We start from the raw sequence: 22,960 nt of genomic DNA, 5'->3' as shown, positions 1-22,960 counted from the left end.
GCGTCCGCCGGTCCCCGCCGGAGCCTCTCGCCGGTGATGCCGATCACTCGGGCGAGCACTGTGCTGGTAGGTTCAGGACCTATGACTGCACTGCGCTGGGGAATCCTCGGGACCGGACACATCGCCCATGCCTTCGCCGCGGACCTGCAGCGGGCCGGTCGGGAGATCGTCGCCGTGGGCTCGCGCTCGACGGAGTCGGCCGAGGCCTTCGCCGCGGAGCTCGCCGCGGGTTCCGGCACAGGTTCCGGCGCTGGTTCCGGCGTCCCCCGCGCCCACGGCTCCTCCGAGCAGCTGGCCGCCGACGAGGACGTCGACATCGTCTACGTCGCCACTCCGCATCCCTTCCACGCAGCGCACGCGACGATGATGCTCGAGCAGGACACCCACGTGCTGGTGGAGAAGCCCTTCACGCTGAACGCCGGCGAGGCGGCCGGTCTGCGCGAACTGGCCCGCTCCCGCGGCCTGCTGGCCATGGAGGCGATGTGGACCCGGTACCTGCCGCATATGGTCAGGATCCGCGAGATCGTCGCCTCCGGCGGCCTCGGCGAGGTCCGCACGCTCTCCGCCGACCACGCCCAGTCGCTGCCCACCGACCCCGAGCACCGGATCAATGCCCTGCCCCTCGGCGGCGGGGCGCTGCTGGACCTGGGGATCTACCCGCTCTCCTTCGCCGCGGACATCCTCGGCCCCGTCGAGCAGGTGAGCGCCCAGGCCCGATTCGGCGCCACCGGAGCCGACACCGAGGTCGCCACAGTGATGCGTCACCGCGGCGGAACGCTGTCGACGTCGCTGTCCTCCTCCCGCGCGGCGGGGCAGAACACCGCCCACATCCTGGGCACCGAGGGGCGCATCGACGTCGACGGCGTCTGGTTCGCCGACACCTCCTTCACGCACACCGGCGCCGACGGCGCCGTGCACGAGCGCTTCACCGTGCGCGGCGAGGGACGCGGCATGCAGCACCAGGCCTTCGCCGCCGAGGCCGCCGTCGCCGACGGCACCTGCGAGGGCTCCGCGCTCGGCCTGGACGAGACGGTGGCGATCATGGAGCTGCTCGACACCGTCCGCGAGCAGATCGGGCTGCGCTACCCCGGCGAGGATCAGTCCGACTGAGCCCCGGCGCCGGCCATCGGCCGGCCGGTCTCCAGCAGCGTCTTCAGGCTGGAGAGCTCCCACGGCCAGCCGCCTCCCCCGGCCTCGCCCTCGCCGGTGCCGGCGACGTCGACCGCCGTCAGCGGAGACTCCGGCAGCTCGTGGGTCAGCGTCACCCGCGAGATCCCGGCGGGGCCCTCGTCGATCTGCCAGGTCACCCGGGAGGCCGGCTCGTCGTGCCAGGTCGCTCGCCAGTCCAGGGTGAGCAGCCGCGGCGGATCGACGGCGACCACGGAGCCGGTGACGGCCACGTCGCCCAGGCCCCTCCGCTTCATCGCATCGGTGGTGTGCGCCCAGTAGGGCCCGCCCGGCTCGAGGACCACTTCGACGCGTCCGCCGCAGCCGATCCGCTCGGTCAGGTCCGGGTCGGTCAGCGCCGCCCAGACCTGCTCGCGCGGCGCCTCGATGTGGATCAGGTGACGCTGGCTGCCCTGCTGACTGCCCTGCCGGCTGCTCGGCGAGCTCATGTGGTTCTCCCCGCAGTTCTGCGCTCTGTCCCCGGCGCCCGGGCCGCGGAGACCTCCTGCGCCGACGATCACCGGGGCGCTCGACCGGGTCGATCGGTCGGCGCGGTGCGCGGCGTCGGATGCTGACGGCGGCGGGGCGCCCGTGCTCTGATGGTAGAGGCCGCGGCGGCGGTCCGGCCATGGTGCCGGATCCGGCGGCCGCATCCCATGCCCGACCAGGAGGTTCCCATGACTCGTCCCACCCACCTGCTGATCCATCGCTTCGTGCCGGGCACCGGTCCTGCCGAGGACGGCGACGAGCAGCGCGAGGAGATGCGTGCCTGGCAGGACCTCGACGCCGAGCTGCGCGCCGAGGGCACGCTGGTCGCGGGCTGGGCGCTGGACGAGTCGACTGTGCATCTCGGGGCGATGTCCGAGCACGATGCCGACGCCGCCGATGCGGAGACGGCCGAGGACCGGAGCATCATCTTCGCCGTCCACGCCGTCGCGGCGGAGGACGAGGCCGCCGCCCATGCCGTGGCCGAGCGGATGCCGCATCTGCACTACGGCTCCACCGAGGTCCGTCCCGTCATGGAGGGGTGACCGCGCACGCCGGCTGCGGGGAGGCTCGCGCCGACGTCGCCCGCTGTGTCGGCCCGCTGTCAGCCCTCTGTCAGCCCTCTGTCAGCCGACGGAGGCCATGATCTCGGTCATGCGGTCGAGGAACGCGTCCACCTGCGCCTCGTCGTAGCCGCTGGAGCCGTGGGCGCCGCTGAAGGAGACCGTGCGGATGTCCTCGACGCTCATCGGGTTCTCGCCGTCCAGATAGCGACCGAGCTCGCGGCAGAGCCGGTCGACCTCGTCGCGGCGGTAGCCCAGCGCGGCCGAATGCGCCGGCCCGCGGAAGCGCGCGCCGTCGGTCCGTTCGATGCGGCCGCGCAGCGGAGCGGCCCGCTCCGCGAGCAGCTCGTACCAGGCGTCCTCGCCGTGCTGGGCGATGTAGCGGTCGCGCTCGGCCACGGCGAAGGCGTCCTCGAGCCGGTCCAGCGCGCCGTCGACCTCCTCCGGGTCGTAGCCGCCGGCGCCGAGCATGAAGCTCGCCTCGCGGAACTCGGCCAGCGGCATGCCGGTGCCCGATTCATAGGCCCCGCGGGCCTGGTCCATGAACGCGTCGACCTCGTCGCGGTCATATCCCTGCTCGGTCTCGTCCAGGACGGTGAACAGTGCGGTCTGATGCTGCGCCATGGGACTCAGCCTAATGGAATGCCGGTCGATTGCGGAGACAGCGCCACGATGACGAAGAATGCGGTGGGCATCGCGAAGACCAGCGAGTCGAGCCGATCCATCACTCCGCCGTGGCCGGGAAGCACATGGGACATGTCCTTCAGCCCCAGCTCACGCTTGACCATCGACTCGGAGAAGTCCCCGGCGGTGGAGACGACGACGACGGCCGCGGCCAGCACCGCGCCGATGTGCGGCGGCTCGTCGAAGATCAGCACCGAGGCGAGCACGCCCACTGCGACGGAGCCGAGCATCGAGCCGGCGAAGCCCTCCCAGGACTTCTTCGGGCTGATCGTCGGGGCCATCGGGTGCTTGCCGAAGAGCACGCCCACCAGATAGCCGAAGGTGTCGTTGGCGACGACGAGGAGCACCACCACGGCCAGCCGCCACTGGCCCATCGGCTGATCGATGAGCAGCACGGCGAAGGAGATGAGGAACGGCACCCAGCAGGCGACGAACATCGAGGCCATGATCGAGCGTCCGGCGTCGTGGATCCGGTAGATCGCCGCGATCACCGCGATCGCCGCGCAGGTGACCATCAGCGCCAGAGTCAGCGCCTCGACGCCGCCGAAGAAGGCGGCCAGCGGCATGGTCAGCGCGCCGAGGAACAGCGGGATCTTGGGCAGCCGCAGGCCCTGGGTCTCCAGGGCGACGGCGACCTCCCAGGCGCCCATCGCCAGCAGCACCACCGCCAGCAGGATCAGCAGCAGCGGCATGAACACGATCCCCAGCACCGCGGGGATGAGCAGAGCCGCGCCGGTGAGGATCGCCGCGGGGAGGTCGCGCCCCGCCCGCGGAGTGCGCGTGCGCGGCGCGGCCGCCTCGGCGCTCTCGGCGGGTCTCGGGCGCTTCTGACCGATCATCGATCAGACCTCGAGCAGCTCGGCTTCCTTGCGGCGCGTCATCTCGTCGATGCGCTCGGTGTGGGTCTTGGTGAGGGTCTCGAGGTCACTGTGTCCGCGCTCGCCCTCGTCCTCGCCGATGTCGCCGTTCTTCACGGCCTTGGCGATGGCGTCCTTGGCCTTGCGGCGAGCGTTGCGCACCGAAACCTTGTGGTCCTCGCCCTTGGACTTGACCAGCTTGGCGTACTCCTTGCGCCGCTCCTCGGTCATCTCCGGCATCACGATGCGGATCTGCTTGCCGTCGTTGGAGGGGTTGGCGCCCACCTCGGAGTCCGACAGGGCCTTCTCGATCTCGCGCATCGCCGAGGCGTCGTACGGGGTGATCAGGATGGTCCGGGCGTCCGGCGTGCTGAAGGAGGCCAGCTGCTGCAGCGGCGTCGGCGAGCCGTAGTAGTCGACCAGCACCTTGGAGTACAGGGAGGGGTTGGCGCGCCCGGTGCGCACCGTGGCGAAGTCCTCGCTGGTCGCCTCGACGGCGCTGTCCATGCTCGCTTCGGCCTCGGTCAGGGTCTCGTCAATCACGTCGCTCTCCTTGAGCTCCTCGAGTCGGTACTGCAGGCACCAGTCTACGTGCCGGTCCGCTGATCAGGCGCATCGCCGGGCGGCGCGGGAGCGCTCGTCGGGCCATGTCACGCGGGCCGTGTCACGCGGGCCGGGTCACGTGGGCCGGGTCAGGTGGAACCGTCACCTCACGGCGTCACCAGCGTGCCGAGCTCCTCGCCCAGCAGCGCCCGGGTGACGTCGCCGTCGCCCTCCATGCCGAAGACGCGCATCGACAGGTCGTTGTCGTTGCACATGGTCATCGCAGTCTGGTCCATCACCCGGATGTTCTGCCGCAGCGCCTGCGAGTAGGTCAGATGCTCGAGCTTCTCGGCCTCCGGGTCGGTCTTCGGGTCCGAGGTGTAGACGCCGTCGACGCCGGACTTGCCCATCAGGATCATGTCGGCGTCGACCTCCAGCGCGCGCTGGGCGCAGACGGTGTCGGTGGAGAAGTAGGGCATGCCGGCTCCGGCGCCGAAGACCACGACGCGTCCCTTCTCCATGTGCCGGATCGCCCGCAGCGGGATGTAGGACTCGGCGACCTGGCCCATGGTGATCGCGGTCTGCACGCGGGTGGCCCGTCCGGCCTGCTCCAGGAAGTCCTGCAGCGCCAGGCAGTTCATCACTGTGCCCAGCATGCCCATGTAGTCGGCGCGCGCCCGGTCCATGCCGGCCCGGGACAGCTCCGCACCGCGGAAGAAGTTGCCGCCGCCGACGACGACGCAGACCTCGACCTCCTCGCCGACGGCGGCGATCTGCTCGGCGATGCCGCGGACGGTGGCCGGGTCCACGCCGACGTTGCCGCCGCCGAAGACCTCCCCGGAGAGCTTCAGGAGCACGCGGCGGCGCGAGGAGCCCGGCTGCCGGGGCTCGTGGTGGGTGACGGCGGTCTGAGCGGCTGAGGCTGCGGCCTGGTCGGTCATCGGCGGCGGGGTCCTTTCGGCGTCGGCGCGCGGAGCGGTCCGGACATCGGAGGCGGGCATGAGAAGAGGGTGACCACTGCAGTCGAGTGGCCACCCCCTGTCGTCGTGGATCGAGCGTTCTGCCTCAGTGTAGGCATCACGGCCCGGTCCGACGAGGAGCACCGCCCCGAGCGGGACGGTGCTCCGACGTCGCGGCGTCGTTCAGGAGCCGACGCGGAAGCGGGCCATGGCCTGCGCCGAGGTGCCGGCCGCCTCCAGGACCTGGGCGACGGTCTGCTTCGGGTCCTTGGCGAAGGGCTGGTCCAGCAGGACGTTGTCCTTGAAGAACGCGTTCACCCGGCCCTCGATGATCTTCGGGATCGCCTGCTCCGGCTTGTCCTCCGCGCGGGCGGTCTCCTCGGCGATGCGGCGCTCGTTGGCCACAGTCTCCTCCGGGACCTCGTCCCGGGTGAGGTGGTTCGGCGCCATCGCGGCGGCATGCACGGCGACGTCGTGCGCGGCCGTCTTGGCGTCCTCGGAGCCGGCGTCGACGGCGATGAGCACGCCGACCTGGGCCGGCAGGTCCTTGGCGGTCTTGTGCAGGTAGGCGTCGACGGCGGCGCCCTCGACCTTGGCGAACCGGCTGACCAGGACCTTCTCACCCAGGGTCGCGCCCTCCTCGGTGACGTGGTCGGAGAGCTTCTTGCCGTCGACGTCGGCCTCCAGCAGCTGCTCGAGGGTGTCGACGTCGTGGGCCACCGCGGTCTCCAGGACCTGCTCGGCGAGGCCGACGAACTTGTCGGACTTCGCGACGAAGTCGGTCTCGGCGTTGACCTCGACCAGGAAGCCCTTGGTGCCGTCGACGACCTTGGCCACGACCAGGCCCTCGGCGGCCGAGCGGCTCTCGCGCTTCGCGGCGCCCTTGAGGCCCTTGACGCGGATGGCCTCGATGGCCTTCTCGAAGTCGCCGTCGGCCTCGTCCAGAGCCTTCTTGACGTCCATCATGCCGGCGCCCGTGCGCTCGCGCAGGGCCTTGATGTCAGCAGCGGTGTAGTTCGCCATGTCCCGTCCTCCGATGGGGTTCGTAGGGGATGATCTGTGATGGTGTGCGTGCTCCGCAGTCCTCACGCCCGTCCCCGGAGGCGTGGCGCCTTCGGGGACGGGCGTGAGGATCTGACGCGACGGGCGTCGCGCTCGGCGGTCGCGCTCGCGTCGAGCCTTACTCGGACTTCTCGGCGGTCTCCGACTGCTCGGCAGTCTCGGAGTTCTCGGCGGAGGTCTGCTCACCGGCGGACTCGGCCTGGCCGGCCTGCTCGGCGGCGTGCTGCTCGAGCAGCTCGCGCTCCCACTCGGCCATCGGCTCGGCGGCCTGGCCGGAGCCGCCGCCGCGCTTGTCCTCGCGGGCGATGACGCCCTCGGCCGCGGCGTCGGCGATGACGCGGGTCAGCAGGTCCACGGAGCGGATGGCGTCGTCGTTGCCCGGAACCGGGTAGTCGACCTCGTCCGGGTCGCAGTTGGTGTCCAGGATCGCGACCACCGGGATGCCCAGCTTCTTGGCCTCGTCGACCGCCAGGTGCTCCTTCTTGGTGTCGACGACCCAGATGGCCGACGGCGTCTTGGTCAGGTTCCGGATGCCGCCCAGGTTGGACTGCAGCTTGTCCAGCTCGCGGGACAGCAGCAGCAGCTCCTTCTTCGTGCGGCCGGAGCCGGCGACGTCGTCGAAGTCGATCTCCTCGAGCTCCTTCATGCGCTGGACGCGCTTGGAGACCGTGGCGAAGTTGGTGAGCATGCCGCCCAGCCAGCGGTGGTTCACGTAGGGCTGGCCGACGCGCGTGGCCTGCTCGGCGATGGCCTCCTGGGCCTGCTTCTTGGTGCCGACGAACAGGATCGAGCCGCCGTGGGCGACCGTCTGCTTGACGAAGTCGTAGGCGCGGTCGATGTAGGACAGCGACTGCTGCAGGTCGATGATGTAGATGCCGTTGCGCTCGGTGAAGATGTGGCGCTTCATCTTCGGGTTCCAGCGGCGGGTCTGGTGGCCGAAGTGGACGCCGCTGTCGAGCAGCTGGCGCATGGTGACGACGGGCATGGGATGTCCTTTCGATGCCGGGCTTCGAACACGTCCTCACGTGCAGCACCGGCTGAGCTTCTCGGTTGATCGTTGCCTCCCCGGTTCGCCCGGGGCCCTGGCAGAGGAGGGAGCGGATCATCCTCCCCGACCGCTGCGGCGAGCGGACCGACGGGGAGGCCCTGCGGAGCAGGCAGCCTCTGCGCGAAGTCAGCGCCGTCGACGTGATCCGCACCCCGACCCGGCCCCGGTGCGCCGGACACGGTCCGGCCGATCGGAGAAAGGCAGGGGTGAGGACAGCCTGCGGCAGCTGCTGGCGATTAGTGTACTACAGATCGTCGGCTCGGACCCTGTGGTGCGAGGCACTCCGGAGGGGCCGGCGCCGCCCGCCTCGCGTCATGCGGGCTCGCTCGTCCCCGTCCAGCTGGACGGGGCCCGCCCGTCGCCTGCTGGCTCGCGGGCGGGTGTCCGCTCGTCCCCGTCCAGCTGGACGGGGCCACCGATCCGCCTCGTCGTGTTCTCCATCCCCCGTCCAGTTGGAGGAGGCCCGCGAAACTCCACGGGGCCGATCGGCGAGACCCGCCGTCGCGCCACCCTGGCCTGCCGTTCACCCTCGGGGTCCGCCGCATGCAGCTCCCGCATCCTTCTGGTGCCGACCGCCGGCCCGTTCCTGCACAGCCGGACCCCTCCGGCCGACGACACGCCGTGCTCTGCACAGTCGCAGAGGCCCGCCGAGCCGAGAACCCGCAGGTGGACCACGATGGCGGTCATGCACCTGGTCCCGCGACTTCACCCCTCCGACGGCGGCGTCGAGCCTGCGACGCCGCACGCCGATCCGGCACGACGACCGCCGACGGCGGTGTTCGCCGTCGTCCTGGCGGCGCTCGTCCTGCTGGCGCCGGGTCTCGCGGCCCCGGCCGTGACCGCCGACGACGCCCCGGCGAGCCGCTCGTCGCCGCAGACGGACTGGGTCTCGCCCACCGGGTCCGCCCCGGAGGTGGTCGCCGGCTTCGCCGCCCCGCCGCGTCCGTGGGACGCCGGACATCGCGGCGTCGATCTGCGCCTCGAGGCCCCGCGCGTGGTGGCTCCCGCCGCCGGGACGGTGCGCTTCGTCGGGACTGTGGTCGATCGCCCGGTGATCTCGATCGACCACGGCGACGGCCGGGCAAGCTCCCTCGAACCGGTCTCCGGATCAGTGGAGGTCGGCGACGTCGTCGCGGCCGGAGACGAGGTCGGCCGGCTCGCCGAGGGCGGCCACGTCGCCTCCGTCGCGGAGTGCGACGACGACTGTCTGCACTGGGGAGTCCGCGAGCGCGGCGAGTACCTGAACCCGCTGCTGATGCTCGGGCGGCTGGAGCCCTCCGTGCTGCTGCCCGTCGAGGACGAGCCCTCAGCTGCGGTCAGCGGCCAGCCGCTCCCCCAGTTCGACCAGTCGGCGGGCGGAGTCCTCCCAGCTGAAGTCGGCGCTGCGCCGACGAGCGGCCCGGGAGGCTTCGGCGAAGACCCGGCGGTCCTCCAGCGTGCGGACGGCCGCGGCCAGCTGCTCGGGCCGATCGGGGTCGACGATCTGGGCGCCGCGGGAGGCGACGGCCTCGCCGGCGATCTCGGCGAAGATCGGCAGGTCCGAGACGATCGTCGGGGTGCCGTGGGCCATCGCCTCGACCACCGGCAGCCCGTACCCCTCGGCCCGGGAGAGGGTGACCAGGGCCTCGGCGGTGCGCAGCAGCTCCCGGTAGTCGGCCTCGTCGATGCCGTCATGGAAGACCAGCTGCTCGGGGCGGACCGCCAGGGCGGCGAGCTCCTCGCGGCGGGACGCGGCGATCGGACTGCACAGGTGCAGCCGGTGGTCGGGCAGCTCCTCGAGGGCACGCACCAGCGTCTCGACGTTCTTGTAGGCCATGAAGGACCCCATGTAGACCAGGTCGCGACTCGGAGCCTGCTCGGGATCGCGAGGTTCGGCCACCGGCTGCGGGGCATTCGGGATCAGCTCGATCGGCCGGCGCGTGAGCCGATGGTCGTGCATCAGTCCGCGCGTGGTCTCCGAGACGGTGGCGACGGCGTCGGCCCGGTTCAGCACGAATCGCTGCGGGAGATAGCTGAGGTGGTAGAGCCGCCAGCCCAGCCGCACGGGCCCCGGCAGATCCCGCGGCGGAGTCCGGTGCTCGTAGTAGATGAGGTCGTGCAGCGTGAGGATCAGCGGGTAGCTGCGCCCGAATCCGCCCATCGTCTGCATCGGCGAGAAGACGACGTCGGGCCGGTGGGGATTGATCTGCCGGGCCACCCAGGGCTCGCGGGGCGAGGTCGGCGAGGTGATCCGCAGCCGGGGCAGTCCCTCGGGCAGCAGGTTCAGCTGCTCCTCGTCGCTGATGAGCAGCGTGACCTCGGCATGCTCGGCGACGGCCTCGATGAGGCTGGCCGAGAAGCGGGAGATCCCGTCGTGGACCCGGGGCCGGGTGTAGCGGGCGTCGAAGAAGAGTCGCAGCACACCGCCATTGTGCCAACTGCGGGCACCGCCGCGGGGACCGTCGCGTGGACCGCGCGGTGGTCATCCACTTCCCGGGCCCACGGCCCTGCGCTCCAGATCGGCGATGTCCCGGCCGAAGGAGACCGCGACGAGCAGCACCGCCAGCCCTGCGGCGACCAGGCGCCCGACCGCCGGGTCCATCGGCAGAGCGGCCTCGGCCCCGCAGAGCCGGCCCATCCACTGCTCCCACGGCAGAGGCGCGACCGCCGTCAGCAGCAGCGCCCCCGGCGCCGTGCCCAGCACGCGCCGCCGGCCGCTGGGACGCAGCGGGCCGCGCCACCGAGGACGAAGGCGCCCGCCGAGCACGAACAGCGGCTTGACCGCCCCGGCCAGCACCGCCCACCACACCAGCAGCCCGCCCGCCGCCGCGGCGAGCACGAACAGCACCACCGCGTCGGCGACATCGTCATAGCGACGTCCGGCCGTGGTACCGCCGCCGCAGGCTCTGGCCACGGCGCCGTCGCCCCCGTCCAGCAGCAGGATCGCGGCGGCGAGGGCCACCGCCGGCCAGGCGAGCATCAGGGGCTCGGACGACGTCGCCTCGGCGAGGAGCAGACGGATCAGCACCGCGACGAACAGTCCCAGCAGCGTCGTGCGCAGCAGCGTCACCGCATCGGCCGCGCGGAAGGGATCAGCGCCGAGGAGCGCGTGCCGCTGGCACAGTCCGAAGACGAGCAGGCCGCCGAGCACCGCCGTCCCCGGGAAGCCGTCGTCCTCGCCCCCGGAGGCCCCTCGCGAGGCGGCCGTCCCGCGGTCGAAGACCGCCGCCAGCGGATCGCCCAGCAGCGTCAGTCCGCCGAGGAGCACCGCAGCGGCCACCAGCACCGGCGCGAGTCCGCGTGCTCTCCCGACTGTCGGCTCCATGTCGGCGATCCTATTGCCCGCTCGCCGCCGGTCACAGCCCCTCCCGACGGGGAGGACATGGCAGGATACGGCCATGGACCTCGGCACGCTCCGCTCCGGTCGTCCGGCGACCTCCCAGCCCGCCTCCGGGCCCACCTCCGAGGCGGCCCCCGACACGTCCTCCGACATGCCCGGCAGCTGCACCCCGCTCAGCCGCCAGTACTGGACCGTCGCCCCGGGACGCGGCGAGATCCGTCGCGCACCGGTCCCCGAGCCGGGTCCCGGCGACGTGCTCGTCGAGACGCTCCTCAGCGGGATCTCCCGCGGCACCGAGACGCTGGTGCATCGCGGCGAGGTGCCCGAGTCGGTGGCCCCTCGCATGCGTGCGCCGCTGCAGCTCGGCGATCTGCCCCATCCGGTCAGCCACGGCTATCTGGCCGTCGGCGTGGTCCGCGCGGCGGCCGACCGCGAGGGCGAGCAGCTGATCGGACGGACGGTCTTCTGTCTCGGCGGACACCGCGACCATCTGGTGGTGCCCGCCGGCGACTGTCACCCGCTTCCGGAGGGCTGCCCCGCCGACCGGGCGCTGCTGGCCGGCATCGCCGAGCCCGCCCTCAACGCGATCTGGGAGGCGCCGGCGACGCTCGGCGACCGCCTCTGCGTAGTCGGCGCCGGCCTGGTCGGCCTCACCACCGCGCTGCTGGCCTCCTCGCTGGGTCCCGAGCGGCTGCAGGTGCTCGACGTCGACGAGGACCGCCGGGACCTGGCGCGCCGGCTCGGTCTGGAGGCGACGACTCCGGAGGAGGCCGCCGGCGACGTCGACGTGGTCTTCCATGCCTCGGCGACGGAGGACGGACTCGCCGCGGCGCTGCGGCTGGCCGGCGACGACGCCGTCGTCGTGGAGCAGTCGTGGTTCGGCCGCACTGCCCCGCGGGTTCCGCTGGGGGAAGACTTCCACGCCCGTCGTCTGCGACTCGTCGCCTCGCAGGTCGGCGAGGTCGCGGCGCCGCGCCGGGAGCGACGCAGCCGGCGGCAGCGGCTGGGCCTCGCGCTGGGGATGCTCGACGCCCGCTTCGACGCGCTGCTGACCGGCCGGTCGCCGCTGGACGAGCTGCCGACCGTGATGGACGCGCTGAGCACCGGCTCCCCCGAGTGGTGCTCGACGCTCTGTCCTGTCATCGACCACACGAGCTGACGGCGTCCGATCATGCGCCATGACCCCGGCCGCCGGATGACCCCGCCCCGTTCGACCCGAAGGAGATCCGGATGCCGCGACGCATCGCCCACCACCGCCTGACCGTCGACGATCACATCATGATCGCGCACAGTCTCGACGACCCGTTCTTCGGCCCCGCACAGCGGCTGCACGGCGCCACGCTGCATGTCCGGGCGACCTTCGAACGCCTCCAGCTCGATCCCCACGGCGTGGTCATGGACATCGGAGCCGCCTCGGAGCTGCTCTCCGCGGTGCTGGATCCGCTGCGGCACCGCAACCTCGACGAGCACCCGGCCTTCGTCGGCACGGCCAGCACGACCGAACGGATCATCGCCCATATCGCCGACCAGCTGGCCGAGGCGCTGCCGAGCGACCACGGGCTGCACGTCCTCGAGGTCGCCGCCGAGGAGAATCCGCAGGCCCGTGCCGCCGTCCGGGTCGAGCTGTGAACGCTCCGCGCTCGTCGCCGGCGGTTGTCGACTCCGACCGGCACGAGGCCCCGGCTCGGCCCTCCTCCGGCACGGTGATCTGGGTGGAGCCGCGACTGTCGGCCCCCAGCGGCGGCACAGTGTACAACGACCGCGTGATCGCCGCCCTGGCGGATCACGGCCTCGAGGTCCATCGCGTCGACGTCTCCGCCGCCTGGCCGCGCCCCGACGAAACCGCACGGCATGCGGTGCACGCCCAGCTGTCCGCGGTCCGAGACCGACTCGGGTCTCATCCGGTGGTCGTCGACGGGCTCGTCGGCGGCGGGATGCCCGAGCTGTTCTCCTCCGACAGTGCTGTGGGCCAGGCCGACGACCGGGCCGACGACGGCGCCCGTCCGGTCGCCGACGTCCTGCTGGTGCACCTGCCGCTGGCCGTCGACGCCGGCCCGGACTCCGACCGGCTGAACGCCGCCGAGGGGCGGGCGGTGCGGCAGGCCCGGCGCGTGGTGGCGACGAGCCGGTGGGCCGCCGAGGAGATCCGACGGCGGCACGGACGCCGCGACGTCGAGGTCATCTCCCCCGGCGTGACGCGGCCGGCGTCGGATCCCGGCTCGGGGCGGGGGTCCTGCCGGGAGGTCGGTTTCGAGGCCGGTGCCGGTATCGGTGCCGATGCCGCTGCCGATGCCGGCGCCGCCCCCGCGCTCCGGCCGCCGCGATTGGCGATGGCCGCGTCCTTCACTCCGCGGAAGAACCATCGTCTCCTCGGCGATGCCCTCGAACCCCTGCTCGACCGCGGGTGGACCCTCCAGCTCGCCGGGCCGGGAGCCGAGACTCCGGAGGGTGCCTCCGTGCTGTCGGAGCTGCGTCGACGCCTGCCCGGTCGCGTCGACCACCGCGGGGCGCTGACTCCGGAGGCGATGCCCGGGTTCTGGGAGCACGCGGACCTGGTGCTGCTCCCCTCCTGGGCCGAAACCTTCGGGATGGTGGTCACAGAAGCGTGCGTCCACGGCGTCCCCGGCATCGTCTCCGCCGGGACCGGCGCGGAGGAGGCGCTGGGCGAGGCCGGAGCCGCCTGCGATCCCGGCAGCCCTGAGGCGTGGACCGCGCAGCTGCGCGCCTGGCTCGACGGTCCGACGCTGCGCCGCCGGTGGGCCGAGACCGCCCGGACACGAGCGGATAGGCTTCCGCCATGGACACGGACCGCAGCAGCCTGGCAGACCCTGATCCGGAGCGTGGACCGATGACCGGCTCGCAGCCCGGGCCCGTGACGGGTCCCGACGCCGGTCCCGGCACCAGTCCCGATGCCGGGTCCGATGCCGGCTCGCCGGCCGAGCGCATCAGCGCCGACTGGCTGACGCTGCGCGAGGCGGCCGACGCCGCGGCCCGCGAGTCCACGCGCGGCCCCGTCGCCGACCTGCTGTCCGCTCGGCCTCCCGGCCGCATCGTCGACGTCGGCTGCGGCACCGGATCCGGTGGACGCTGGCTGCAGGATCAGCTGGCCGGCGACGAGGAGTGGGTGCTGCTGGACCACGACCCGGAGCTGCTCGCCGCCACGGCGCGCCGGCTGCGGACCCGGAGCGCGAGAGGCCCGATCAGCACCCGCTGCGACGACGTCGCCGGGCTCGACGCGATCCTCGCGACCGCGCAGACCCCGACGCTGGTCATCGCCTCGGCGCTGCTGGATCTGCTCACCGCCGAGCAGATCGACAGCCTGATCGCTGCGGCCGCACGGCACCGGACACCGATGCTGCTCGCGCTGACGGTCACCGGAGGGATGTCCGCCGATCCGCGGCATCCCGACGATCATCTGGTCTCCGGAGCCTTCGACCGACACCAGCGCCGGGGCGGACGCTGCGGACCGCAGGCGCCGGCGATGCTGGAGCAGACCGCAGACTCCCGGGGGCTCCACGTCGATCGCCTTCAGACCCCCTGGGTCCTCGACGCCGCCGGCGGAGCCGATGCCGCGCTGCTGCAGCAGCTCGTCCCCGACCGCGCGCGGGCCGCCGCCGAACAGCTGGCCGGGGAATCCGCCGGCGCGGCGGACGAGACTGCAGGAGGCCCCGAGCGGGCACGCCGCTGGGGCGAGGATCGTCTGGCGCAGATCCGCGCCGGCGATCTGCGGCTGCAGATCGACCATGTCGATTTGCTGGTGCGGGAGCCGGCGGACGACGCCCGCTGACGGCGAGCCCGCGACGCGGCTGAAGACGGTGGGGCGTGCGGGACTTTAACCCGCGACCAAAGGATTATGAGTCCGATTCGGAGGTACGTCTGACGAGGTGCCAACCTCGAACGTCCAGGTCAGGACGGTTTAATGGGTTGACGTCGATAGGTTCGAGAGTACTTGAGGTCAAATTGCTGCGTACTGACTGCGTCCTGAGTCAGGCACTGTCTCGCGCAGGGTCAATCCACCGAGGAGCCCTCTTCACTTGTTCTGCCCTGAGGGGGATGCTGCCATAAGGCTTGGGTTGAGGCTGACCGTCGATATCGAAAACACCAATCAACGTGTACCCCATTTTTGGAGGCCGATTGATCGGACCAGAAGCGCTCTTAATTTTCTTCTCTGGATCGTCTCTCTTGTCGAGGGAGCGATACGTCTCGTGGTACCCGATGGTCACGTAGTGGGGCTCGTTCACGCTCGGATCCTACAGCTTCTCGGGCATGCGCATAAGGTGGACGATGCGCACCGAGATCTTGTCCGGCCTCATCGACAAGGTCCACGCGGCCCGCTCCAGATGCTGCTCGTCGTCTCGCCGGCGAGTAACCCCCACATCCCGTGGTCCCAACCATGCGGGGAGTGGGGGTTACTTGTGTGCGCGGCCGCGACCCCTCACGTTCATGTCATAGCCCTGGCCTATGCTTCGAACACAATCGCATCGGAGGGGGCGGATCATGGGCAAGGGAACTCTAGCCAGCGCCGGAATGGTGGCGCTGCTGGCACTAGCAGGGTGTAGCAGCACAGATGCCGCACCGGAGGAAGCCGAGCAGGACGCGGAGGCCGTCGAGGCTAAAGAGATAGAGGAGAGCGGCCTCAGTGACGAGTCGGTCGAAGAGCTGATCAAGCGTGAGAACGAAGCCGCCGAGAAGTGGATGACCTCGCCCGTCGACTCGGAGGACGAGGTCGACGCCGAGGCGAAGATGCAAGAAGTCTACGACGAACTGGAGACGCGCTACCCGGACGTCAGTGGCCTAGAGGAAGACGGCGTGGTGCCCGACGACCTGCCGGAGGAGCTGGAAGGCCTCTGGGCCGTCCAGGAGCTCCGCGCCCAGGAGGCGGCCGCCGAAGACCCGATCACTGGTGACCGCGAATTCACAGGTCGGACCGAGGAGGACGTGGATGCAGAGTTCGGCGAGGCGGTGGATGTCGACCAGGGGCCGTTCACGAACGAGGGTGACTACATGGGGACGCTGACTCTCAACGGGGTGGAGCGCGGCTTTACTGACGCCGAGTGCGCCGAGTGGGACTACACGACGCAGAATGGCGAGTTCGTCGCGCTGGACATCACCATCAACGCCGACGAGGAAGCCGGCGAAGAGTTCAGCGTGACGGAGTCCGACTTCTACGTCGTCGATGAGAAGGACACCATGCTCCGGGACGAGCTTCACAGCTACGAGGCGTGGGCCTGCGCCGACGATGTCGGCGCTCTCCAGGCTGCCCAGCCGGGCACGAACACGAGTGGCCTGGTGATGCTCGACTTCCCGGAGGGCCTGTCCGGCACGCTCGTGTATAGCGGCGGTGTGCATGAGGTCCGCTGGGAGCTGTGACACCACGACGACCTCGCGGCATAGAGAAGCCCCCGGACCAACCGGCATCCAAGGGGACTGAGGAAGCCGGTCAGCCCGGGGGCCGATCACTCGCACCATAATGAGGAACCTCACCGCACCAGATGAGGCGTCTCCGACGCTACACACGCACCCTCGACGCCGCCTCACACAGCACCGTGAATCTCCTGACGATCATGTACCCGGGAATCGGTACTGCTTCCCATCCCGACCGGCCACCAACCTCACCGGTGGCACATCCCCATCATCCGGATGCAGAGCCACCAACCGAGCACGACCACCAACCCACTCAGACACTGAAGCGCCCTGGGTTTCGTTCCGAGTCTCACGAAGGAGAATCGGAGTATGCCCAAGAAGTTCAGTCCAGAGGTGCGTGACCGAGCAGTCCGCATGGTCTATGACCGGCAAGCCCTCGTAGGCGGTCCTCGGTCAGAGTCGATCCGCGCTGTCGCTCCCCAGCTCAGTGTCGGCACCGAGACTCTGCGGATCTGGTGCAACCGCTATGGCACCGCCCGAGGATGCCTCCCGCCCAGGAGCCGCTCGAGCAGGAGAACCGCCGGCTACGACGGGAACTCGCCGAGTCCCGCCGGACCAACGAGATTCTGAAGGCCGCCTCGAGTTAATCCGTAAGCGGAGCTCGACCGCCCCACGACGAAATGATCGCCTTCATCGACGCACATCGTGATCACTTCGGGGTCGAGGCCATCTGCCGCGTGCTCGGCGCGACAGACTGTGGGCTCCTCTCCTCCCGCGGCTACCGGGCGGCGACACTGCGCCCGACTTCTGCCAGGAAGGTCCGCGACAAGTTGCTGATCAGCGAGATCCGGAAGATCCATGCCGACAACTACGGCGTCTATGGGTATCGCAAGATGCACCAGGCGATGCGCCAATCAGGCTGGCACATCGGCCGGGACCAGACCGCTCGACTGATGAAGGCAGCTGGCCTGGAGGGGGGATTCGTCGTGGCCGCAAGGCGCTCACGACAACCCCTGGGTCAGCGCCTGATGATCGTGCTGACCTCGTCGAACGGGACTTCACCGCGCGGTGTCCGAACCAGCTATGGGTCGCGGACATTCCCCCGCAAGCGGGAGGTGCCCCACCTACGTTCGCATCCCGCCCGGGTTCTGCTGCACCGCGTTCATCACCGACGTCTGCACCCGGCGAATCGTCGGCTGGGCCGTCGCTGCCAGCCTTCACACCGAGGCGCTGCCGATGCAGGCACTCGAGCACGCTCTGCTGAGCACCCGGGCTGACGCGTCGAACAGCGGGCTGGTCCATCACAGCGACCGCGGCAGTCAAATGCGTTTCGCTGGCCTACTCCGACGCGCTGATCACCGCCGGAGTCCGCAGCATCCGTCGGCACCGTCGGGAACAGCTATAGGAGCGTCAATGCTCTGGCCGAGACGGTCAACGGTCTCTACAAGGCCGAGCTCATCCACCGTCAGCGCAACTGGCCCTCGGTGACCGCGGTCGAGATCGCGGCCTTGGACTGGGTGGCCTGGTGGAACACGAAGCGGCTCCATGAAGCCCTCGGCTACCGCACCCCGGCCGAGGTCGAAGCCACCTATACTCACCACAGCACGACCGCGCCGGCGCCCGCGCCCGTCACGCGGGCCTCATCCTCTGCAAGACACTCCAGCAGGCCGTAGAGGACCGCCTCCTCGCGGTGAATCCTGCCGCGACGATCAAGCTCCCTCGAGCAGGCGGCAGGCGTGAGCACACGCGGCTGAGCATCGCAGAGCTGCACAGGGCCGCCGACGCGATGCCGACTGCTGTGGATCGTGCCCTGCTGCTGACCATGGCGACGACGGGGCTGCGATGGGGTGAAGCGACGGCGCTGCAGGTCGGTGCCCTGGACTTCGAGCGGCTGAGGATCACTGTCCGGCGGACATACATCGACATCGGCGGGACGCTGCACGAGAGCACTCCGAAGTCTCACGCGACGCGATGGGTGCCGATGCCGGCGGCGGTCTCCTCCGGTCGGGGAACTGGCTGAACCGGACGTTCCGGCCGGCCCTGCGTCGGGCGAATCTGGACGACTCGATGCGCGTCCACGACCTGCGCGGAACCTACGCTTCGATTGCGGTCCAGGCCGGCGCGAACATCAAGGCGCTGCAGCGCGCTCTCGGCCATGAGTCGGCGAGGGAGACACTGGACGCCTATGCGTGGCTGTATGAGGACGATCTGACCGGCCTCGGCGGCGCGATCGATTCTGCTGCGTACTGACTGCGTACTGGGCTTCGGCCCTGCTCGTGATCAACTGCCGTTCTTAGCGCTCTGACCAGGACGTTCAATGGTGGGGCGTGCGGGACTTGAACCCGCGACCAAAGGATTATGAGTCCTCTGCTCTGACCTGCTGAGCTAACGCCCCGCGGCCGCATCGTGCGCCGGGGACGCACAGGCAGGACGGCCGAGGACCATCCTATCGCCGATGCCCGGGCGCCCGGAGCCGGCGACGGCGCCTCAGCTGCCGAGGCGGTTGGGCTCGGCCCAGTCTGCGCCGCGGTAGAGCTGCTCGAAGGCCGCCATAGTCTTCGCCTGGGAGTGTCGCTGGGCCATGGTGCGGCTGTGCCGCCCCATCTCCGCCCGCTCCTCGGGGCTGCGGCGGAAGAGGTCCTCGAGCTTGGCTGTCAGGTCGGCGACGTCTCCCGGGGTGAACAGGTGGCCGTTGCGGCCCTCTTCGATCAGATGCGGCAGCGCGAGCGCATCGGCGAGGATCACCGGCCGGGCCGCCGACATCGCCTCCAGCGAGACCAGCGACTGCAGCTCGGCGGTGCCCGGCTGGCAGAACGCGTCGGCCCGGATATAGGCGCGCCGCAGCTCGTCGTCGTCGACATGGCCGCGCAGGTGCACCCGGTCGCCGAGGCCCAGGTGCTCGATCTGCCCGGCCAGGCGGTCGCGCTGCTCGCCGTCGCCGACGATCTCCAGACCGATGTCCAGCGCCGGGTCAGTCTGCGCGACGGCATCGATCAGCACGTCGACGTGCTTCTCCACCGCCAGCCGGCCGACGAAAAGCACCGTCGGCCGCGGATGCGGCTCGACCATCTCGCCCTCGCGCAGGCTGTAGTGGTCGACGTCGATCCCGTTGGACAGCGGAAGCACCCGCTGGAACCCGGCCCGGCGCTTCATGGTCTCGGCAGCCAGCGGCGTCGGCGTGGTCACCACTGCGGCCTTGCCCATCAGCCGCGACATGTCCCGCCAGGAGTTCTCCGCGACGATCCGCCGGAACCAGCCCGGGAACGGCAGGAACGGATCCAGGTTCTCCGGCATGAAATGGTTGGTGGCGATGGTGCGGATCCGCCGCCGCTCGGCCGCCTCGACGGCGGCCTTGCCGATCATGTAGTGGCACTGCACATGCACCACGTCGGGCCGGATCTCGGCGAGGAGCCGGTCCATGGCCGGCTCCACCTGCCAGGGCAGGCACAGCCGGTAGTACTCGTGGGTCGGAGCCTTGTGCGAGCGGAACCGGTGGACGGTCGCCTCCGGAGTCTCCTCCACGACGCCCGGCCCGGCGGTGTTGCGGGCGGCCGCGACGTGGACCTCATGGCCGGCGGCGGCCATGTGCCGGGCCAGCCGCTGGCAGAACACCGCCGCACCGTTGACGTCGGGCGGGTAGGTGTCGGCGGCGATGAGGATGCGCAGCGGACGCGCGGCGGCATCGTCGGCCGCAGAGTGGTCGGCGGGGGTCTCGGAGCTCGGCTCGGTGCTGAGCATCAGCGGGTCCTGTCCTCCTGGGCGACGGACGGCGGGCGACGGCGGGCGGGCATGCCGCGGGGTGGTCATGTCTGCTCCCCCGCGACCCACCGGGAGCGGTCCCGGGGGTCGATCCCCTGTGCGCGCAGCCGCCTCGCCTGACGGTGCGCACGTCGAAGATAGTCGACTGCGGCCAGGATGTGCATCAGACACCCCGCGGCCAGCACGCTCTCCGCGATCGGCGTCCACCCCGCGCCGGGCAGCACCTCGGCGCGGGCCAGCAGCACCAGCGGAGCGCCGAGCATCAGCGCCGCAGTCCGCACCTTGCCCAGTACGGTGACCGCCAGCTCCGGGGAGCCGGCGAAGAGCACCGCCGCGTTGATCGCCAGCATCGCATCGGGGACGAGGATGCTGAGCACGAACCACAGCGGGGCGATGCCGACGGCGACCAGGGTCGCCGCCACGATCGCCACGGAGAGCCGATCGGCCAGCGGGTCCAGCCAGCGGCCGACGGTGGAGTGCTGGTCGAAGCGCCGGGCGATCCAGCCGTCGACCCAATCGGTGCCGCCGAGGACGACCAGCACCACGACGGCGGCGACCAGCTCCTCGGCCAGGATCAGGTGGATGAAGGCCGGCACGAGCGTCAGGCGCAGGACGGTGACGACGTTCGGCACCGTCCAGAACGTCCTGCGCACGGTATAGTCGAAACCCTCCCGGGTTCCGGCGCCGATCAGTCGCACGGTCTCCTCGTCGGTCGGGCCGACGAGGCTCCGGCTCGCCGGCGGAGATCGCGGCGCGCCGAGTGCCGCACGGCGATCTACTTCTTGGTCAGCTCGCGCAGGAAGACCGCCCCGGCGGCCGTCGAGGCGCCCAGCACCGCCAGCGGCTTCCAGCGGGCCTGCACGTAGTCGGCCGCGCCGCCGCGCTCTCCGGACTCGGCGGAGCCCGGCGAGTCGGTGCCGCCGCCGGAGCCGTCACCGCCGGAGGACCGACGACGAGCCGAACCGGCGGCGCCGCGCAGCTCGGCCTTGAGCGACTCCTTGTCCAGGCGTGCCCGGACCTGGTCCTGCAGCGAGCCGAGGTGGTCGCGGCGCAGCGACGTCCGGCGCAGCAGCTCGCGATACGGCGGCTTCTGCGGGGCACCCTCGCCGGTCTGCTCGGCCTCGCGCTTCTTCCGCTCGGCGGCCTCCTTCTTGGCCTGCTCCTTGCGGCGGCGACGCTCGGCGTCCTCGCGGTCGAGCGTCTTCGGATCGAACTCGCTGCCCTCGCGCGCCACGCCCAGGTCCAGGCGCATCCCGCGGATGGCGTCCTCGGGCAGCAGCGGCAGCGCCTTCTTCAGCCGCAGATAGCCGACGAGCGCGAAGAGCAGCGCGATCAGCAGGAAGATGCCGGCCACGATCAGCGCGGCGGCCCAGACGTCGAAGATCAGGGCGAAGGCGCCGACGGCGGCGACGATCAGGGCCACGACCAGGAAGGTCACGAAGACCAGCCCGGCGACCATCAGCCCGACGGCGATTCCGGCGGTGACGCCCTTGGTCTTCAGCTGGCCGATGGCCAGCTGGATCTCGTCGTTGATCTGCTTCGGCCCCAGACGCAGCACGACCTTGATGAGGTCGAGAAGCGTCGGCCGAGGGGCGGTGCGCGTGTGCCCTGCGCCGTGCTGTGACAAGGCAGCTCCTCCGTCCTGGAAAGTGTGGTCGGACCTGCGAGCCTGACGGGCAGACTCCCGGATCAAAACTACCATCACCCCGGCTCGGCGGCTGACGCCCAGCACGTGACCGGCGGAGAGCGTCCCCGCCTCTCCCCTCTAAGATGGATCCATGGCCGACGACTGGGACTTCGACGAGCTCTACGCCAACACCTGGACCGAGGAGGACCGGCGCGTCCATGCCGACCGGCCGGTCTCGGAGAAGCGACTGCCGACCGCCTGGCTCCTCGGACTCGTGCTGGGCCCGGTGGGCGGCCTCTGGTTCTATCTCGGCCGTCCGGCGGTGGGCGTGCTGAAGATCCTGCTCACCGCCGCGGGCATCGGACTCTTCCTCGGCGGTGCGACCACCTTCGGCAACGTCGCCCTGGCGTTCACAGAGATCTGGATCATCATGGATATGATCCTGCTGCTGACGAGCACGCTGCGCGACCGCCGCGGGCTCGCCCTCGCCGGTCGCGCGCGCTGGACGGGCCCCTGCGCGGCGCTGACCATTCTGATCGCCGTCGGCGCCCTGGTGATCTCGATGATCACCGGCGGCATGGACGCCGTCTCCGGCTGAGCACGCCGACCTGGGGCACGCCAGCTGAGCGGACCGGGCGTTCAGTCCGGGTCGATCGCCCCGATCGGCTGACGCTTCTCCGCCTGGAACTGGTCCTCGACGCGGCCGTGGGCCCAGTAGGCCGAGAGCGACATCCCCTTCCGCGGCAGACCGCATTCCTCGACCAGACGCCGACGCAGCCGCTTCATCTCCTCGCGCTCGCCGTGGACGAAGACCTGGACGTCGCCGTCGGGGATCTCGAGCTGTTCGACGTGCTCGGTCAGCCGCGTGGTCTCCGGGGTGAACGCCGCCCCGCGGTGCAGCCAGCGCACCTCCACGCCCTCCGGCGCGGCGAGCGGGACCTCGTCGGCGGCGGCGGGGACCTCCACGACCGCGACCCCGCGGGCCTCGGGGTCCATCGCCTCCAGCGCCGTCGCGATGGCCGGCAGCGCCGACTCGTCGCCGGCCAGCAGATGCCAGTCCGCCTCCTGCCGCGGAGCGTAGCCTCCGCCGGGGCCGAAGAAGCTGATCAGGTCTCCCGGGCGGGCCTGCTCGGCCCAGGGCCCGGCCAGCCCCTCGTCGCCGTGGGTGACCATGTCGAGCGCCAGAGTGCCGGCGGCGCGGTCGATCTCTCGGATGGTGTAGGTCCGGGTGACCGGCATCTGCTCCATCGGCAGCCGCTCGCGCAGCGCCTCCATGTCATAGGGGCGCTCCAGCCCCAGGGCCGGGTCGGCGAAGAGCAGCTTGATGTACTGGTCCGTCGCCTCCTTGAACTCGATGCCGGAGAAGCCGTCGCCGCCGAGCGTGACGCGCAGCAGATGCGGGCTCAGCCGGCGGACCGATTCGACCCGCATCAGGTGCTGCACTCGCGGCTTCCGCGCAGCGGGCGCCGCAGAGGAGGCGGCGGGTGTGGAGGACGGGGAGGTGGACGACATCGGCGGTTCC

24 protein-coding genes, 1 tRNA gene, 2 pseudogenes and 1 other annotated feature are annotated in these 22,960 nt (G+C 71.0%); of the genes and pseudogenes, 11 read left to right on the top strand and 16 right to left on the bottom strand.

Annotation, left to right across the window (positions count from 1 at the left end):
* Nucleotides 1-81 precede the first annotated feature (81 nt).
* Nucleotides 82-1,110 (top strand): Gfo/Idh/MocA family protein, encoded by a 1,029-nt coding sequence (locus tag ABD652_RS01960; RefSeq protein WP_344717598.1) that lies wholly within the window; start codon nt 82-84, stop codon nt 1,108-1,110.
* Here the strand turns inward: ABD652_RS01960 and ABD652_RS01955 are convergent.
* On the bottom strand, nt 1,098-1,616 hold the full coding sequence (locus ABD652_RS01955) for an SRPBCC domain-containing protein (RefSeq protein ID WP_344717596.1): 519 nt from the start codon (nt 1,614-1,616) through the stop codon (nt 1,098-1,100). The genes ABD652_RS01960 and ABD652_RS01955 overlap by 13 nt on opposite strands.
* Before the next feature lie 228 nt (nt 1,617-1,844).
* On the opposite strand from ABD652_RS01955, the gene ABD652_RS01950 reads away from it, so the two are divergent.
* Nucleotides 1,845-2,198, top strand: coding sequence for a YciI family protein (locus ABD652_RS01950; RefSeq protein WP_344717594.1), 354 nt, complete (start codon nt 1,845-1,847; stop codon nt 2,196-2,198).
* An 81-nt stretch (nt 2,199-2,279) separates the two neighbouring features.
* Here ABD652_RS01950 and ABD652_RS01945 read toward each other — a convergent pair whose 3' ends face one another.
* From ABD652_RS01945 to rpsB, 6 genes are all read right to left on the bottom strand, one after another.
* The gene (locus tag ABD652_RS01945) at nt 2,280-2,840 is read right to left on the bottom strand and encodes a DivIVA domain-containing protein (RefSeq protein ID WP_344717592.1); all 561 of its coding nucleotides are present in this window, start codon (nt 2,838-2,840) and stop codon (nt 2,280-2,282) included.
* A gap of 5 nt (nt 2,841-2,845) precedes the next feature.
* Nucleotides 2,846-3,739, bottom strand: coding sequence for a phosphatidate cytidylyltransferase (locus tag ABD652_RS01940; protein ID WP_344717590.1), 894 nt, complete (start codon nt 3,737-3,739; stop codon nt 2,846-2,848).
* 3 nt (nt 3,740-3,742) lie between these two features.
* Entirely contained in the window at nt 3,743-4,300 is a 558-nt protein-coding gene (frr, locus tag ABD652_RS01935; RefSeq protein WP_344717588.1) for a ribosome recycling factor, read from the bottom strand.
* Nucleotides 4,301-4,467: 167 nt separating this feature from the next.
* Nucleotides 4,468-5,241: a UMP kinase gene (gene pyrH, locus ABD652_RS01930; protein WP_344717586.1), complete on the bottom strand. Its 774-nt coding sequence runs from the start codon at nt 5,239-5,241 to the stop codon at nt 4,468-4,470.
* A gap of 201 nt (nt 5,242-5,442) precedes the next feature.
* On the bottom strand, nt 5,443-6,282 hold the full coding sequence (gene tsf / locus ABD652_RS01925; protein WP_344717584.1) for a translation elongation factor Ts: 840 nt from the start codon (nt 6,280-6,282) through the stop codon (nt 5,443-5,445).
* Nucleotides 6,283-6,439: 157 nt separating this feature from the next.
* Nucleotides 6,440-7,306 carry a 30S ribosomal protein S2 gene (gene rpsB, locus ABD652_RS01920; RefSeq protein WP_153143548.1) on the bottom strand — a complete coding sequence of 289 codons (867 nt, stop codon included), beginning with the start codon at nt 7,304-7,306 and terminating at the stop codon, nt 6,440-6,442.
* On the opposite strand from rpsB, the pseudogene ABD652_RS01915 reads away from it, so the two are divergent.
* Nucleotides 7,194-8,558 (top strand): annotated as a pseudogene (locus ABD652_RS01915) (M23 family metallopeptidase); the annotation flags it as partial. The gene rpsB and the pseudogene ABD652_RS01915 sit on opposite strands and share 113 nt — an antisense overlap.
* A gap of 117 nt (nt 8,559-8,675) precedes the next feature.
* On the opposite strand, the gene ABD652_RS01910 reads toward ABD652_RS01915, so the two are convergent.
* The gene (locus tag ABD652_RS01910; protein WP_344717937.1) at nt 8,676-9,767 is read right to left on the bottom strand and encodes a glycosyltransferase family 4 protein; all 1,092 of its coding nucleotides are present in this window, start codon (nt 9,765-9,767) and stop codon (nt 8,676-8,678) included.
* 63 nt (nt 9,768-9,830) lie between these two features.
* A complete protein-coding gene (locus ABD652_RS01905; RefSeq protein WP_344717580.1) occupies nt 9,831-10,673 on the bottom strand; it encodes a CDP-alcohol phosphatidyltransferase family protein in 843 nt (280 codons plus the stop codon).
* Nucleotides 10,674-10,746: 73 nt separating this feature from the next.
* Here ABD652_RS01905 and ABD652_RS01900 point away from each other — a divergent pair, with 73 nt between their 5' ends.
* From ABD652_RS01900 to ABD652_RS01885, 4 genes are all read left to right on the top strand, one after another.
* Nucleotides 10,747-11,847 carry a zinc-dependent alcohol dehydrogenase gene (locus ABD652_RS01900; protein ID WP_344717578.1) on the top strand — a complete coding sequence of 367 codons (1,101 nt, stop codon included), beginning with the start codon at nt 10,747-10,749 and terminating at the stop codon, nt 11,845-11,847.
* Nucleotides 11,848-11,918: 71 nt separating this feature from the next.
* Nucleotides 11,919-12,317: a 6-pyruvoyl trahydropterin synthase family protein gene (locus ABD652_RS01895; protein WP_344717576.1), complete on the top strand. Its 399-nt coding sequence runs from the start codon at nt 11,919-11,921 to the stop codon at nt 12,315-12,317.
* An 83-nt stretch (nt 12,318-12,400) separates the two neighbouring features.
* A complete protein-coding gene (locus ABD652_RS01890) occupies nt 12,401-13,540 on the top strand; it encodes a glycosyltransferase family 4 protein (protein WP_344717574.1) in 1,140 nt (379 codons plus the stop codon).
* Entirely contained in the window at nt 13,537-14,475 is a 939-nt protein-coding gene (locus tag ABD652_RS01885; RefSeq protein WP_344717572.1) for a class I SAM-dependent methyltransferase, read from the top strand. The genes ABD652_RS01890 and ABD652_RS01885 overlap by 4 nt, the downstream gene beginning before the upstream one ends.
* A gap of 199 nt (nt 14,476-14,674) precedes the next feature.
* Here ABD652_RS01885 and ABD652_RS01880 read toward each other — a convergent pair whose 3' ends face one another.
* A complete protein-coding gene (locus tag ABD652_RS01880) occupies nt 14,675-14,929 on the bottom strand; it encodes a hypothetical protein (RefSeq protein WP_344717570.1) in 255 nt (84 codons plus the stop codon).
* A gap of 256 nt (nt 14,930-15,185) precedes the next feature.
* On the opposite strand from ABD652_RS01880, the gene ABD652_RS01875 reads away from it, so the two are divergent.
* Nucleotides 15,186-16,058: a hypothetical protein gene (locus ABD652_RS01875; RefSeq protein WP_344717568.1), complete on the top strand. Its 873-nt coding sequence runs from the start codon at nt 15,186-15,188 to the stop codon at nt 16,056-16,058.
* 363 nt (nt 16,059-16,421) lie between these two features.
* Nucleotides 16,422-17,725: pseudogene (locus tag ABD652_RS01870) on the top strand (IS3 family transposase).
* Nucleotides 16,694-16,818 (top strand) — a sequence feature (AL1L pseudoknot). It overlaps the preceding pseudogene by 125 nt.
* Here the strand turns inward: ABD652_RS01870 and ABD652_RS01865 are convergent.
* Nucleotides 17,647-17,994 (bottom strand): hypothetical protein, encoded by a 348-nt coding sequence (locus ABD652_RS01865; RefSeq protein ID WP_344717956.1) that lies wholly within the window; start codon nt 17,992-17,994, stop codon nt 17,647-17,649. The pseudogene ABD652_RS01870 and the gene ABD652_RS01865 overlap by 79 nt on opposite strands.
* A gap of 29 nt (nt 17,995-18,023) precedes the next feature.
* Between ABD652_RS01865 and ABD652_RS01860 the strand changes: the two genes are divergently transcribed.
* Nucleotides 18,024-18,302, top strand: coding sequence for a tyrosine-type recombinase/integrase (locus ABD652_RS01860; protein ID WP_344717566.1), 279 nt, complete (start codon nt 18,024-18,026; stop codon nt 18,300-18,302).
* Between the two features lie 68 nt (nt 18,303-18,370).
* Here the strand turns inward: ABD652_RS01860 and ABD652_RS01855 are convergent.
* The 4 genes from ABD652_RS01855 to ABD652_RS01840 form a co-directional block, all read right to left on the bottom strand.
* Nucleotides 18,371-18,447 (bottom strand) — tRNA-Ile (locus ABD652_RS01855).
* A gap of 92 nt (nt 18,448-18,539) precedes the next feature.
* A complete protein-coding gene (locus tag ABD652_RS01850; protein WP_344717935.1) occupies nt 18,540-19,790 on the bottom strand; it encodes a glycosyltransferase in 1,251 nt (416 codons plus the stop codon).
* A 65-nt stretch (nt 19,791-19,855) separates the two neighbouring features.
* Complete coding sequence (locus ABD652_RS01845; RefSeq protein ID WP_344717564.1) at nt 19,856-20,509, bottom strand: CDP-alcohol phosphatidyltransferase family protein; 654 nt, start codon at nt 20,507-20,509, stop codon at nt 19,856-19,858.
* Between the two features lie 77 nt (nt 20,510-20,586).
* Nucleotides 20,587-21,438: a phage holin family protein gene (locus ABD652_RS01840; RefSeq protein WP_344717562.1), complete on the bottom strand. Its 852-nt coding sequence runs from the start codon at nt 21,436-21,438 to the stop codon at nt 20,587-20,589.
* 151 nt (nt 21,439-21,589) lie between these two features.
* Here ABD652_RS01840 and ABD652_RS01835 point away from each other — a divergent pair, with 151 nt between their 5' ends.
* Nucleotides 21,590-22,036, top strand: a complete 447-nt coding sequence (locus ABD652_RS01835; RefSeq protein WP_344717560.1) for a TM2 domain-containing protein — start codon at nt 21,590-21,592, stop codon at nt 22,034-22,036.
* Nucleotides 22,037-22,077: 41 nt separating this feature from the next.
* Here ABD652_RS01835 and ABD652_RS01830 read toward each other — a convergent pair whose 3' ends face one another.
* Entirely contained in the window at nt 22,078-22,950 is an 873-nt protein-coding gene (locus ABD652_RS01830; protein WP_344717558.1) for a siderophore-interacting protein, read from the bottom strand.
* Between the last annotated feature and the right edge of the window lie 10 nt (nt 22,951-22,960).

Source organism: Nesterenkonia halobia (assembly GCF_039536005.1).
GTDB lineage: Bacteria > Actinomycetota > Actinomycetes > Actinomycetales > Micrococcaceae > Nesterenkonia > Nesterenkonia halobia.
The sequence above is the reverse complement of the archived record's forward strand: the minus strand, read 5'-3'. Positions and strand labels throughout refer to the sequence as shown.